Annotated in this window: 12 protein-coding genes; 4 read left to right on the top strand and 8 right to left on the bottom strand. The window is 54.1% G+C overall.

Translation table 11 applies throughout. From position 1 onward, the window contains the following. Nucleotides 1-517 precede the first annotated feature (517 nt). Nucleotides 518-1,576 carry a PEP-CTERM sorting domain-containing protein gene (locus tag JJB74_RS12935; protein WP_200592268.1) on the bottom strand — a complete coding sequence of 353 codons (1,059 nt, stop codon included), beginning with the start codon at nucleotides 1,574-1,576 and terminating at the stop codon, nucleotides 518-520. A gap of 759 nt (nucleotides 1,577-2,335) precedes the next feature. Between JJB74_RS12935 and JJB74_RS12940 the strand changes: the two genes are divergently transcribed. Then, nucleotides 2,336-3,169: an ankyrin repeat domain-containing protein gene (locus JJB74_RS12940; protein ID WP_200592269.1), complete on the top strand. Its 834-nt coding sequence runs from the start codon at nucleotides 2,336-2,338 to the stop codon at nucleotides 3,167-3,169. Nucleotides 3,170-3,212: 43 nt separating this feature from the next. On the opposite strand, the gene JJB74_RS12945 is transcribed toward JJB74_RS12940, so the two are convergent. The 4 genes from JJB74_RS12945 to JJB74_RS34175 all read right to left on the bottom strand — a co-directional run bounded on the left by JJB74_RS12945 (nucleotide 3,213) and on the right by JJB74_RS34175 (nucleotide 5,985). After that, nucleotides 3,213-3,965, bottom strand: a complete 753-nt coding sequence (locus tag JJB74_RS12945) for an SET domain-containing protein (protein WP_200592270.1) — start codon at nucleotides 3,963-3,965, stop codon at nucleotides 3,213-3,215. Between the two features lie 402 nt (nucleotides 3,966-4,367). After that, the gene (locus JJB74_RS12950; RefSeq protein ID WP_200592271.1) at nucleotides 4,368-4,769 is read right to left on the bottom strand and encodes an FKBP-type peptidyl-prolyl cis-trans isomerase; all 402 of its coding nucleotides are present in this window, start codon (nucleotides 4,767-4,769) and stop codon (nucleotides 4,368-4,370) included. 19 nt (nucleotides 4,770-4,788) lie between these two features. Then, nucleotides 4,789-5,073 carry an H-NS histone family protein gene (locus JJB74_RS12955; protein WP_200592272.1) on the bottom strand — a complete coding sequence of 95 codons (285 nt, stop codon included), beginning with the start codon at nucleotides 5,071-5,073 and terminating at the stop codon, nucleotides 4,789-4,791. A gap of 600 nt (nucleotides 5,074-5,673) precedes the next feature. Continuing rightward, nucleotides 5,674-5,985, bottom strand: coding sequence for a LysR family transcriptional regulator (locus JJB74_RS34175; protein ID WP_200592273.1), 312 nt, complete (start codon nucleotides 5,983-5,985; stop codon nucleotides 5,674-5,676). 807 nt (nucleotides 5,986-6,792) lie between these two features. Between JJB74_RS34175 and JJB74_RS12965 the strand changes: the two genes are divergently transcribed. Both JJB74_RS12965 and JJB74_RS12970 read left to right on the top strand, forming a co-directional pair. Next, entirely contained in the window at nucleotides 6,793-8,127 is a 1,335-nt protein-coding gene (locus tag JJB74_RS12965; RefSeq protein WP_200592274.1) for an MFS transporter, read from the top strand. A 119-nt stretch (nucleotides 8,128-8,246) separates the two neighbouring features. Continuing rightward, nucleotides 8,247-8,588 carry an IclR family transcriptional regulator gene (locus JJB74_RS12970; RefSeq protein WP_200592275.1) on the top strand — a complete coding sequence of 114 codons (342 nt, stop codon included), beginning with the start codon at nucleotides 8,247-8,249 and terminating at the stop codon, nucleotides 8,586-8,588. A 799-nt stretch (nucleotides 8,589-9,387) separates the two neighbouring features. Here the strand turns inward: JJB74_RS12970 and JJB74_RS12980 are convergent. The 3 genes from JJB74_RS12980 to JJB74_RS12990 form a co-directional block, all read right to left on the bottom strand. Next, nucleotides 9,388-9,777, bottom strand: a complete 390-nt coding sequence (locus tag JJB74_RS12980; protein ID WP_200592277.1) for a hypothetical protein — start codon at nucleotides 9,775-9,777, stop codon at nucleotides 9,388-9,390. Between the two features lie 1,038 nt (nucleotides 9,778-10,815). Then, nucleotides 10,816-11,931, bottom strand: coding sequence for an ATP-binding protein (locus JJB74_RS12985; RefSeq protein WP_200592278.1), 1,116 nt, complete (start codon nucleotides 11,929-11,931; stop codon nucleotides 10,816-10,818). A gap of 585 nt (nucleotides 11,932-12,516) precedes the next feature. After that, the gene (locus tag JJB74_RS12990) at nucleotides 12,517-13,068 is read right to left on the bottom strand and encodes an antitoxin Xre/MbcA/ParS toxin-binding domain-containing protein (RefSeq protein ID WP_200592279.1); all 552 of its coding nucleotides are present in this window, start codon (nucleotides 13,066-13,068) and stop codon (nucleotides 12,517-12,519) included. A gap of 254 nt (nucleotides 13,069-13,322) precedes the next feature. On the opposite strand from JJB74_RS12990, the gene JJB74_RS12995 reads away from it, so the two are divergent. Then, the gene (locus JJB74_RS12995; protein WP_200592280.1) at nucleotides 13,323-13,736 is read left to right on the top strand and encodes a hypothetical protein; all 414 of its coding nucleotides are present in this window, start codon (nucleotides 13,323-13,325) and stop codon (nucleotides 13,734-13,736) included. Nucleotides 13,737-14,014 lie beyond the last annotated feature (278 nt).

Here is a 14,014-nt window from a genome sequence, read left to right on the forward strand (position 1 = left end):
CTCCGCTCTTTTGTTGCCCGGAAGGTCCGACATGGCTTCTGGGGTATTTCACTTCGTTGGCGCAAATTAGCGTAGATACCTTTTCGAAAATGTGGCAAATGAATAAGAAAGCGCTTGAGGTGTGTCAAGCGAAAACTTGTACACCTGGGGCGGAAATTGCGTCATGCCGGCGCAATCGTTCAATTTGCCGCTAAGATAGATAAAGGCGCGTGATTTGATTTTCGAAATCACTATCACTGTACGATTAATATCCTGATGAGAATTGATGCGGCGGTAAAATTGCCGTAGGTCTTGCACTACAGATTTTTCAACAGAATTGGCCGGCTGCTGTCGATGGCGAAAGGACAGCACCTCACTCAGTACAGACCTAAGCCGGACCATAGACTTATGTCGGATATAAAAATTGAAAGCGGCCATACCGCTTGGCTGTACGCCTCCGACCCAAGACTTTAGATCCAAATACGTGGCCAGTAGAGGTAAGGGCTACCTCATTTATCATCCCGAGGCGGCTGGGTGGTTACGACGAGGTCATATTAATGTTTCTGCTTTTTGGAAGGTTCATCCGATGTGCAAAACAAAGACACATTAAACCGACTCCCAACAAGGTAAGCATAGATGGCTCCGGCACCGTTCCTTGTTCTGGTTCTGGCTCCTCGATGTCCGATTGAAATCTCTGGGCTAATGGACTATCGTAAGTTTCGCCAAAGTCCGGCTTACACTGCAAGCCAGGGCGGCAAAAGGTGGTTTTTGGTAATTCAGTGAAAGAACAAAACGACGGTATTATTCCCTGACCTAAAAGCCAGTTATCTTGAATAAGGTAATTTTGACCCCCGAAGCTTTGATTAAATGCCCCAAATGAATCGTGCTGTATTCCTGAATACTTCCAGGCACACATGTCGGCATTTTCTCTGCCGCTTGTTGCAGTTTGCGGGCCAGGCTCCTTCCACGCTGAAAGGTATGGATCACTAATCGCTTCCGTGAGTTCATGTGCAATGACAGATAGCATCCCACCGACGATCGGATCGCCACGGAATTGCACTAGATTATCAATGCAGGTGGGAGCATTTTGCGCATTGCCAACAAATCCATAAACAAACGACCCAGAATAAGCATGCCATCCACAACTCGTTACTCCAAAGTTTGCAACGGAGATCGAAGGTCCCGTTAGAACCAAGTTAAGATTATTCCCCTGTGCCTGGGGACTGTTTCTGGCTATGGAACTGATCGTAGATTGGTTAAGTGAAGTACCATAGGTAGATGCATCTAGGGCAATTGATTGGCCTAGCTGAACTCCGAGTGGACTGTTCGCCCTATCACTATAAAAGCGAGTGATCCCCCACCAGTTAGTACCACTTATCCCGCTAATGAAATTATTAAAAATCGGCTGTACAGTTGTGACCTGACTCCCCCAACCATAATAGATAAGGTTAACGGTTGTCATTCCCCCTAGGACGGGTCCACCGTTATAAATGGGATCTGCTGCCACTTCGTTAGAGGCAGAACCAAGTCCCATAAGCAGCGAGATCGCGACAATAAGGGACGCCGGATTTTCGATTTGTTTGCCATCAATCATCATTGCCTCCATTAAATTAGGGAATGAGGGCACCCCTTAATCGCTACATACAACAAATATGCCAGTGTTTTTAACTGCTTGTTTTTCTTCGACTGCGCAGCGAATAGCGAACAACCGCCCACACCTTTTGTAAATAATTCCGACATCACTAAAAATAAAGCGCGGCAGAAACGAAACTACGGGAGTTAATACGTGCAAGACAATGACTTGCAACTAAGCCACGAAATGCATGGTCACAAAATACTGACAGAGCGCATTGATGTGCATATCGACTATTCCGCTCCGTATATAGGGACATACAACTGATTATCGTCCGCAAAGTGGAAGGAAGCTGCCGTTCGTCTTCTTAATGTCAACGGCCGCTTATGGCCGATTGCGTTGAAAAAGTCGCTTAATTTGCCCTCGGGATCGAAAGAGGCTTTAACTCGACTGTTCAGAAATGCCGCCATTGAACGATCGTCAATCAAGTGGAGAGTTCATACTCGTAAAAAGCGCTCTCCATTGTTGCGAGAAGGAATTTTCAACACAATCGGCCGATCCCGGCCGCTGGACCTTGGCAGACACTAACTTGAACAGCCCCATTTCACTCTCGAGATACGCATTCCATAATGCGTAAGAGCGGTCAAAAAAGAGGGTTGGCTGCAAAACGGATATGGTCTTTACCGGAGCCCCCGCACTACTAAGGCTGAGCTTCGCCTTAATCTTCGATCAATCCTAGCCGTCGCAGGTCGTACGTGCTACAGATCCACAAGGAGTGATGCCATGAGCGAGCAGCAGCCGGACCAGGATATGAGCAAGGCAGTACAGTCGCCTGATGAGCGCCTTGTCGCCGCTGCACACGCTGGCGATCTGCCTGCGGTACAGCAAGCTGTCACCGATGGCGCTAACATCGACGCGAAGGTCGTCACGGACCGGTTCCGGGGTGAAGAATTCCAAAGCACGGCCTTGCATCTGGCGGTACTGTATGCGCACGAGGCGGCCGCTGTCTATCTCTTGGAAAAGGGTGCGGACGCGAATGCTGTCGACAGCGCAGGCCGCGCACCGCTACACCTGGCAACTATCGCGCGACAGACCAACTTCGTACGTATGCTTTTAAACGCCGGCGCCGACGTGAATCTGAAGGATGCCAAAGGATATTCGCCGCTGCATTCGATTTCCTCAGTAGGAAACTCCACGGAGATTATCGATCTGTTGCTTGAGCGCGGTGCGGATGTAAATGCCGCTGACAATGGCGGCGTGACCCCAATTTTTGATGCGGTGTATAACGCGCAACCAGTGCTCGTCAAAAAATTGCTTGAACATGGCGCGATGTTCAATGCGTTCGACAACAATGGCGAGCAGCCGATCCATTTTGCTAATCGAGATAAGTTGAAAGAGCGTGGGGGAATGGAACGGACAGTGGAGTGCCTCGCGCTCCTTCTCGAGGCTGGGGCGAGCGCGGACGCGCCTGATCGTCATGGCAAGACCCTGGTGGAGCAATGCGAAAACGATCCGCGAATAGCAGAGCTGGTGGCAGTTTTCAAAGCCAAAGCCGGAGTTGATGCTACGCTTGCAAAGTTTCGGCGTGAAGGTCCACAGGGAGACAGCGATGACTGAAACAGCATGTGAAAATGTAACGACCGAAGAGGCGAAGAATCTTTTATTTGCCTTGTACTAAATCACCCGCGCCAGCAAGGGTGCCCGTCGCGCGCTTGGTGATGGAGTCCTCGTGCTGAGCGAGGAAGTCCATAAAAAAACGCAGCCGATCGACGCCCTTGAGATCGCTTGGCAACTCCTTCTTGCAGCGGGAACATCGGCACACGAAACCCATGTCGCGTACTAGGGAGAGATTGCGAATCAGGTAATCTTGCTGAAGGAAACCGTTATCTTCGCCACAGTAGCTCCATGTGATTTCCTGCCCTGGCTGGATAGGCAGCTTGGCCGCCAAGCCCTGTTCGCCAGCGACAGGATCCACCGCGACCATCGCGGCGGAGGGATCGCAGGAATGGTTCGCGCGGGACAGCGTTTTGTACATGCCGTAGCCAGTGATGGCTTTTTCACCGGCGCCGAAGACGATATTGTTTGTGACGACACCGACATAGAGCTTACGCACTAGGGTTCTTTGTACGCCGTAGCGTTTGGCCAGCAGCCGTTCGATTTCGGTGTCGTTGTGCAGCGGCGGGAAAACATCCTCGCTCTTGAGTTGCCAGCTGTAATAGGTGTTTCGCAAGCTAGCGTTCGCTAGCAGTTTGTGGGTTAGATCCCAAGCATAGGTGCCAAGCTCATGCTGATCGGCTGGGACGGTGACCAGTGGCTTTTCGCACAGGATCGTCTCTCCGACGGCGATTGGCGCGGCGGCCACTAGCTGTTTCTCTCCCGCATTGCCCCATTTCTCCACCTTCCACTTCGCCATTGCCGTCGCTCTAAGATTCCAAAAGCGTGGATTCTACGCGGATTGCACGCGTGCGAGTGGCGCTCGGTTCATTTATGTTCCGAAACTCGAATCTGTTGGTATGCGCTGCATATCGGTCGCAAATTCAATCTCCCTACGTCTGTAAAAATCCGAATCAGACTAGCCGTTTTACCAGGAGGCTCTATTGCAGAAGCTATGCAAGCAATAAACGGAGAATTTCCGAATCGATGAATTTATGCGCAGTTGGCAGGTTTGAGCTATGACAGACAACCATTTCGTCGACAGTTGGAGGTCGCGGATCTTCGTACGGATATTTTTCTATCCGCACAAAAATAATGTCTGCGCGCGCCATAGTGAGCTATGCCACGCGGACTCTACAGTACCGCCGTCGATGTACCGCTGCTATTGCACCGACAGAACTTCCACTTCGAAAGTCAGCGTCGCATTCGGCGGAATCACTCCAGAAATACCACGCGCGCCATAGGCGGTCTCTGGTGGACAGGTCAGTTTAGCCTTGCCGCCAACATCGATATGTTGGATACCTTGGGTCCAGCATGGGACGACACGATTGAGCGGAAAAGTGGCTGGCTGACCACGTTTATACGAACTATCGAACTCCGTGCCATCGGCGAGTGTGCCGCGGTAATTTACCACGACCGTATCAGACGCTTTTGGCGCTACGCCAGTACCTACCTTGATAGTTTCGACGACTACGCCTGAAGGCAAAGTTTGTTTGGCAGGCGCCGCAGCAATGGATGAAGCGGCTGCGAAAACCAAAGTAGCAACCAGAAAGGAGCGCTTCATGCAAATATTCCTTTTGCTGCTAGCTTAAGCGGTACTGTTCTTTATCTTTTCCGTGCAGCCAACCAGGCATTCGACCACGGCCAGACCATGTGTTTCCTTGGTCGTCGCGGAATTGCACCTTACCCCCGGCCTTGGCTTTCCCACCGCGCTTTTTGGTGCCAACGATGTCGTCGATGGACAACCCATAATCTGCCATCAGGCTTTTTATTTTGTCGACCGCGCCTTGCACTTCTTTAGTGCGTGCTTCTTCTGCAGCACGTTGGAGTTCAGCGATTTGATTTTGTATCTCTTTGTACGTTGCCATTTCCCACTCCTATATTGAAAAAATGCATCGCTCACATGGCACTTGTTTGTGTTCTTGACCTAGGGTTAATTGATATTAACCACATTCGGCAAAAACGCAAATTCGCGAAGCAGGGCCGAGTGTAGTAGATGCGTAGAAATATTGCTAGCTGGATTATTAGACCTTTGACTATAAACAAGCGAGGTAATGAGGGCGGAATTCGCATCGTCGTGAAATGCTCTAATTATTAGGACAATACTGCACAATAAAAACTGCTTTCAACTGAGTTAAAGACGGCGCAATAAAAATCATCGTCTGCGTAGGCTGTGGTATGAAAAGGTAAGCTTTAGTATTTAGGATGTCTTGCACCATTAATAGTCGACGTTTCAATCACGGGCGGATCGTCGATGCTCAGTCCGTGATAACAGCAATGGGTAGTCCCTCAAAATTTCGCTTCTGACGTCCGCTTACAGTCTGAACCGTCCCCCCACTATTTTCATGATCGATTGCACTCGGCTGCCAAGCGCTAATCCGTCATCAACATTTGGAATCTCTGCTTTTCGCGGAAAACTGGAAGACCAGTCTAGCTGCGAAGCCAGGTGGTGCTTGGCTCGCCCAAAATCACAGATCAATGCCAGGATGGGAAAGTAGAACGCAGGCCGCCTTGGCAAGATCCAGATAGCTGCGAAACTCGGGGCAGACTGAATGACAACAAGTTGGGGCTGGCCACTGCGATCGAGTATGGCGCGCATTTCTTTGTAGATGTCGCTGAAGAAGGGACGGGATACTGGCATACAACCGCGCGCCTGCTTCGGTCGGTATCACTCCGCGGTTGATCCGTTCAAATAGAAGTGTTCCACGCGCCTCCTCTAGCGCTTGAATCGAAGAGCTAACTGCTGAGCCATTGATGGAAAGCTCTCGCGCCGCTTCCACGACGGATTAGTGCATATATGCCGATTTGAATGCCTGGAGGTTCCTGAGAGGAGCTTTGCGCAGCGCGATGTAGCACTGAATTGAGTTCATCTATAGGTAAAAATTCATCGCTATACAGGTATGGCTGCCGTTCATACACTGAGTTTCAAGGAGTGCACGTTCCTTATTGTTTCTCTTCTTTAAAACCCTAATCGGAGACAACTCAAGTGAGACAACATAACCCTACCACTTCCTTGGGGAAGTGCCGCATATCGAATCCGCCGGTACGCCTTGCAGAAGGGAGCGGTACAAGTGCAGGGATATATCGAACAGGCATTCGGGATTGCGGACATTCTGACCGTCGCAGGCACGTTGGTCCGTGCCGGCGTTGCGACGTCTTCCCCCCAGATTGCCCCGCCTGACACATTCTTGGCTGCCGGCCCTCTGCCGACGCTGCACGACCAATACGGCCTTTCGGTCAGTGCATGACGGCGAGTGTTAAAAGCTGGCTTTAGTAACAACCAAAACAACAGCGAGGGCACGGTATGGCAGCGCCTTTCTGCATCCGTCAACCCCGCAAGCACCGGTTTAAACCGCACAAGCCGAAAGCTTGGGCATGGCATAGCGATCTTGCCACCGCTTGCGTCACCGCCCGCTAGCCCGCCGCAATTCCCGTTCGACGGCCGACACATTGAGGCGGCTTGTGCTTAGTCCAAAAACGTCATCTCGTGTAGTCGTCTTCCTGGATCCGCGTCTGCTTGCATGGAAGTCGTCCAGGAGTCCGATGCATGGCGTTTGGAACGTACAGCCAAACTGAAGGAGACAAAGATGAAATCCCATACGACCACGACCACGAACTTCGGAGCGGATGGCTCCAGGCTTACCGCTGCGGCCGGTAGCTTCGAAACACGCACCTACGCCAAGGTCGCGCGCCGCCTGATACCGTTTCTGATGCTTTGTTATCTTGGCGCTTACCTCGACCGCGTCAATGTTGGGTTTGCCAAATTGCAAATGCTCAACGACCTGAAATGGAGCGAAACGGTCTACGGTCTTGGCGCCGGCATTTTTTTCCTCGGCTACTTTCTGTTCGAAGTGCCAAGTAACCTGATTCTGCACAAGTATGGCGCACGTCGTTGGTTGGCGCGCATCATGCTGACCTGGGCGGTGATCTCGGCATGCTTTGCGTTCGTGTCGACGCCGACCATGTTCTATGTGATGCGCTTCTTGCTTGGCGCGGCCGAAGCCGGGTTTGCCCCGGGTGTAATCTTGTACATCACCTATTGGTTTCCGAGCAAGCGCCGCGCCAAAATGATGTCGGTGTTCTTCATGGCGATTCCGTTGGCAAACATCGTCGGCGGACCGCTGTCAGGTTGGATTCTGCAATCGTTTTCGGGTGCCCACGGTTTTCAAGGATGGCAATGGCTGTTCATGCTTGAAGCGATTCCTTCGCTGCTTCTCGGCGTCGCGATACTCCTCTATTTGGACGACAGCATTGCAGCAGCAAAGTGGCTGACGCCTGAAGAGAAGAAACTGTTGCAAGACTATATCGCCGAGGATAATACGGGGAAGGTCTCGCACGCGTCCGTCGGCTCCTTTCTCAGCGATCGGCGGGTATGGCTACTGGCAGCCATCTATTTCTGTGTCGTAATGGGCCAGTATGGCATTACCTTCTGGCTCCCCACGATCGTCAAGAATTCAGGCGTGAGCAACGTCGCACTGGTCGGTGTGCTTTCCGCTATTCCATATCTTTGCGCCTTAATAGCGTTGCCCTTCATTGGCATCAGTTCGGATCACACGAAAGCCAGGCGCCTGCATTGTGCAATCCCGATGGTGATGGCGGCACTTGCTTTGTTCCTGTTGCCTACCACGAGTGGCGTTGGAACAGCATTGGCCCTGCTTAGCTTAGCCGCCATTGGCAGCATTGCTTCGAGTTCGCAGTTCTGGGCCTTGCCAACCGCATTTTTGGGCGGCATGACGGCGGCCGCCGGCATCGCAGCCATCAACTGTATCGCCAACCTTGCCGGATTCGTCTCTCCGTCGGTCGTCGGCTGGCTGAATGACTTCACTGGTAAGCAAAGTGCGGGACTGATATTCACCTCTTCTGCACTGCTGGTCGGCGCCGCGTTGGTGCTTCTCTTGCCCGCGAAAACCGTCAATCGTTAGTGCAGTGACGCGTTTCACAGCGATCCCCCGGGGCTGGCGCGGCGATCGCGACGCTGAAGTTGCGGATCCAATTGCGTCATTCCGCTCGCTATAACTTATGCGCTTCGTGCATCGGCTCCATGACGACAGTCCTTCCAATTGCCTTCCTGACATTGAACGGACCGTTCGTGTGCGCGCTTAGTCGTGAAGAGTCGATCGCCGGAGCAGTGGTGCTTGCTGCTCCGTTCTATAGCGACAATGGCAAAGCCGCCGGGTCCGTTGGCGTTCATGGTTTAAGCGTGAAGGACGATCCAAAAATCGAGCAACTTGGAAAAATGTTGTCCCAAGAGGGTGACCGGCTCTCTCGGGCGCTCGTATCGAAAGGACACATGAGTCGATGGCCGCTGTTCATGGATTTGCAGACGTACTACCGGACACAGCCTCACACTAATGAGTCGGCCCCGAAGAATTCCAAAGTTTAATAAATAGGGCCGGGCTGGCGATTTTCTTTGAGCCTATTGATGATCAGGCGCAGGTGATGTCCAGCACCACATGGCGCCGCGTGGATGGCATCGCCAAGTGCGCCGTTGAGTCAATTGCGGCCGAGCTTGCCATCGATCTTCATATGCCCGATGGGTAGTGGCTTGATCGCAATGCGGCGTCGGATCATGCCTTTGAGCCCGCGTGTTACACAGCGCTTTTGCCCCGAGGCCAGCCCTGCGCTCGCTCGACTTCCACGCCACGGTAACCGCGATCGACGAAGACCATTTTCGGTTCGCCGTCCGATAGGATGGCAGCCTGCTTTAATAAGTCACTGGAACGGCTGTTCAACTGCTGAAAATTCATTTGAAAATTTTTCCGGACCGCGCCCGCCGGTACAGGCGCGCATGGGTACGCGAAAGCGGACGCTACCGCGGGCCGCATCTACGTATCAAGTTCTAACGGCGTCATCGAATTATTGCAAGCATATCCGCGGGGCTTGAACCGACCTACGGCATCCGGCATCCGAAGCATTGATTTGCCCAAGGCTGTTTCCCATACCGAAAATACATAGTGTGAAGAAGAGGTATAAGCGGTAGACAGATAAGCCCTGCTTATCCGTCGCCATGGCCTGCTCGAACGCCAGTGTGCGCCTTACAGGGAAGTATCGAGCGTGATCCGCCATTCAAAATGGTCACGCTGCGGGCTCAGTGCCTCCTCATCCAGCCACAAGGGAAAAGCCGCGGCAACGTTTATCGTCTAATCGGCCGTAGATCCTTCGCCGCGACTGCCGGATGGCTTTCAGTTTGCAGAATTAGGGACCCGGGCGACCACGGCGTGCTTTGCCAGAAGCACGTCGACACGCATGGATATTTTAGGCTCGTCGTTCCCCGCCTTCATCTCGTCCGCCAGCACTCGGGCGATCTTCAGATGTTCCGCCACGCCCAAGGTATGGCAAAAGTGATCAAGGGTCAGCACGTGCCTGTGGCGGCCCTCCGCGTGCCCCCGCGATAACATCCACCCGATACAGCATCGCTCGACATTGCAAAGGAAACGTTCTCTCGAGTCTGGCTGGTTGATTTTCCAACGGTTGTCATCATGAATGAGCAGGTAGAACCCCCGAGCCGGCCGGTGGTCGTTGAACAGGATATAAAACTCTGCCGCCGCCACGAGGTTCGTCCAGCGATCCACCTGGGTTCTCCGAAGTGCGTCAATACTTCTCGCCATAGAAAAATCCACAGTCGCCTTTCATATTTACCGGTCGTTTTGGCACGGGTGCCGGTACCCGCCGCCCGCACTGCTCGTGCCAGTTCGTTGCTTGACCGCGCTTGATTCTTTATCCCGCATACGCTGGCGTGCCAATCAAGTTAACATGCCGGGATCCTGGAGTGGTGCACGAATGCGGATTTCAAACGAGTTCGACGCACCATCGCTGCCATTTCGCACCGGCCCCGGTGTGAGGAGCGCCGTAGCCGCCTCTCACCAAGGAGACCCGCCTGTCGCAAAAGCGTTTGCTCGCGCGGCAGTTGGTTGACTGAAGCGTCCCGCTGCAGCCCTTTCGGAGACCGCTCGCCGACATCAAGGCGACCTCTTCTGTTTGCTGCACAGAGCATTCAATGGCAAGACCGATCTCGCCCGCGGCCAAACAGATGCAAATCCCTCCGGGCTGCCCGCCTTTACGTGTACCTGCGCTCTAAGGCCATGTGCCCTCCTCCGTAAGGTGCCGAAGGACCGAGGGTGGATGCTGCAGCAATGGATCTGCTCGCGAAAGGGCCCATTGCTGCTCAAGCCGGCTGCATCTCGGTGTGGCTTCCCGCAATTGCTCTCCTGTATCCTCGACTGCCGGGCAATGGCGCGTCCAATGCACCAGTCGCCGCGGATTCAACGGTAAGTTGGTGCCCATGCTGGAAAGAAGGTTTTAGCAATATCCGGCCATGGCATGTTCCCGTAAAGTCTCACAATAGTGCCGGTTCACTTTTTCTGTTCGGCGCGCCACGCCACCTTCACGCTCCATCAGGGTGAAGCGTTGAGTGTAGCCGCAGGTAGGCTGTGTGCGGGCCTGCCTCTTGTGGATGGGCGATTTGGTAGCGTCCCTCGGACCTGAGAGTGGCGCAGTCTCCCGTCGTGGCCTTCCGCAACAACATCGGTGGTCATATCTTTATGAGAAGGAAAAGAAGGCACGCTGTGGTGACCGGAACGATTGCGAGATTGGAGCTCTCGGTCCATGGCTCAACGTATGCCCGCGGTCCTCTGCCGAATCCAGTCCGCGAACGCCTCCTCCTCGATTCGGTATTCTCCAAAAGACACGCGGGTCACCACGTTTCCCGCCTGCAGTCTCCTGAGCGCGTGCGCGACTGTGCTTTTGGTCGCCGTTTTTTCCAACGACGCCGAAATGCGACCAAGCGCGTTGGCACTGTGAAGGTCGGAATCGCCACGCGCGATAAGCGTCAGAACCGCCTGATCCGCGGGATTCATGTCAGACCACGCCTCGTGCAAATGTTCATCCGAAAAAACCGACGCCTTCGTGTACCTCAAGGCTGAATCAGGCCCCAGCACTTGGTGAAGCATGTACCGCTCAATGAAACGTCTGAAGAACTCCGGCGTGTCGTTCAGTTCGGTGAAGGCGCGTCTCCCCTGCTTCGCCGTCATCGGCTTGCGCGCCATGCTGTTCATCAGCTTGACCGTGAAGTCCACAAAACCGCCCCCCAGCGGTGGAAGAGGTTCGAGCGCTGCCCAGTGGTAGAACGGCTCGGAGGGGCGCGCGAACATCGCCCGTAATGCCGTCCCAGAACTTCCCGTGAAGATCACCTTGACCCGGGCCTTGCGGATGTCAAGCGCCGCGCGCAGCGCATGCACGAAGTCGCTGTGCGCGGTGCGCGCGAGAACTTGCGCTTCGTCGATGACCAGCAGAAACGTTTTCCTTTGCTCATCGAGCTTCCTGATCGCTTCCTGCAGCGTCGGTTCCTTCCCGTCGCACGTTGCGACCTTGGCCTCCAGCGTGCCCGGTGTTTTCGCGTCGGCGTTGCCCCTTTGGGCCGGCCGGTCCGGGCGTGCGGACAGAGCCTGCGCGCTCCGCAGCCCAAGCGCGTCGAATAATGCCGCCACCAAGGCGGCCTCCGGCGACGCGCGGTTGTCCCACAGGTTCGTGTAGGCGACGATGTAGCCACGTTTCTGTGCTGCCGGCAGCAGGTCCTGCAGCAGGAATTCGGTTTTTCCCATGCGCCGGGGGGCAAAAAACCCTCGCGCGGAGGACAGCTTCAGGTCGAAGGCATTGAGATAGCCTTCCGCGAGCTCCGGCCGTGCAAAATGCCAGAGGTCGGACACCGGCCCATCATGAGGTTTCATGAGTTCTGAGAAGCTTCATTGCAGCCAAAACTTTAGGATACCGGCTGCGCGGGTTGATCGACAATCGGCTGTGGCCACCCTCGAGATGAAGCGCGGGCACTTGCCGACGGGGACATGACGACTGTTGCCCAATGGACCTGCCGCTCTCCATGCCAAGGCAACGGCTAGCGTAGGCAACCGCCTCGAAGGGACCTGTGGTGACGCGGCATCGAATGACATCAATGCGGAGCATCCTGCATCAGTCACCGCGGCCAGCGTTTTTTAACTCGCGTCGGTATGACAGTATGGCTGTCGATAGATGCTTGACCGGGACCCATCGCCAAATCCCCCCTTCTGTGTAGCTGGTCTCGAAAAGACGCTCGATGCTGCCGTCCGCGGCCAATCCGAACGGAGCACCCTGTGCGGCAAGCCGCCGCATCCAGCACAGCCGCATCTGAAACAGCCACATCTGATTCAGTCTTGATGTCTTCGGCCCCATGTCTGTTCGTATTGATATACATGATTACTGCGGCCACACATTTCCCGCCGGGGTATCTCGAGCAATCAAGGCGGCCGGACCCACAGCCGTCCGAAACGGCAGGAAGTTCAAGTGTAAGTACCGGTCTCAACACGCTTCAAGTATTCCCACACCTGCCGGCGGCCCGCGACAGTCTGAGCGAGTTCGCAGGGGCGTTGATGGTCCAGCCATACTGACGGTGCGTCCCACCACGCCTCATGGTGTGGACCGAGGACGTCTTTAGCCAACGTACGCAGCTCCTGTGTCGATGGCAATATCGCTTCCGGGACGGGCCAGTTGAGAACGACTGCGACATGCCTGAAGATCCAGCCCGCCTCCGCCTTCTCCAATCCCCATCCGGCCGCCAGAACCCGGTCGTGGTACTGCAGCAGGATGTCAGCCTCATGCATGTCTTTGCGCTTGCCTTTTCTCGTTGTGCGTGCCGCCTCCACGAACTGCTCGGCGAGATCCCGGCACCAATGGTAGCGCGCGTGCCTCTCAGGCGGCGTATTGCCCAGCATGTAAAACCGTCCTTGAAACTTCGTCACGGATAGTTTCGGCTGGGCACCTGCGAGGCCGCTTCCGATCGATCGCTGCGGGAAATCCGCAGGCACATCGAATTCATCGTCACTCGTGTTCATATTCGCCTTCCGTCTCTAACAGGTAGTGGCAGTGCTCAGAGTTGAACTGGTGGAACTGAGCTTTCTGGAGGGGATTGGCTCGCCGCCTACCCAACGACGCATTGATCCTTTCCGTCGACTGCACTCCACCGTGCGTCGATGCTCTCGATTTCAAGATACGGACATGCGATAGTTCATCGACTTGTCAACTTTGTGCAGCAAGGGTGTCCCAAGGATTCGCAAGGGGACGGCATGCAATGCTCACGCATTTCTTCATGAAAATTTTTACTGAGGATGAGGTCAACGTGCTTTTCGATCTGCTAGTGGCAGAGGTCGAAAATTCTCGTACTGAATATAAAAGCGTTAGCGTTAGTGATTACTATAAAGAGACAAAGATAATAGAGATTCAAACTGAACGGTCTTGGCTGCTAAGCAGTCTTCACAACCGCGATGTGTGCTGCCTAGCGTGTTCTCTCCTTGCATACCCTAGCGCATTCGCAAAGATGCTCGACATGATTCCTGATGACGATGAGACGGTGGCCGATCTGACGTACGCCGTTGAAAGCGGGCGGGATTTCGCTGATGGCGATGCTTGGTTCAAGACTGTCTATGTCGAATCAGCGCGGCATTTCGAAACTTGGCTCGCTCGCCGCGCAGTCTCACGAGTCCTAAGAAATGCTCGCAGATAGATCTGAGCAGGGCAGCATATGGATTTTGACCTAGACTAAGTTCGTAGCTGCGACAAGAGAAACTCGCCATGAACAAATTCAGGGTGACTAGGCGGGATCCCCCACCCTGTGTTTCACACACGGTCGTCAAGTGCTGCCCGTTGCTTCTTTTACGGCAATGAGCAGCAATGGCACCTAACCCCCATCAGTGCAAAGTTCGTTGTCCGTTCACCCCGCAAGCCTGCAGCCCATCCCAAGACTTTCGCGCTTCCAACTAGGATGCCTTTTCTTATTCTTAA

This window comes from Noviherbaspirillum pedocola, assembly GCF_016632335.1.
Taxonomy (GTDB): domain Bacteria; phylum Pseudomonadota; class Gammaproteobacteria; order Burkholderiales; family Burkholderiaceae_D; genus Noviherbaspirillum_A; species Noviherbaspirillum_A pedocola.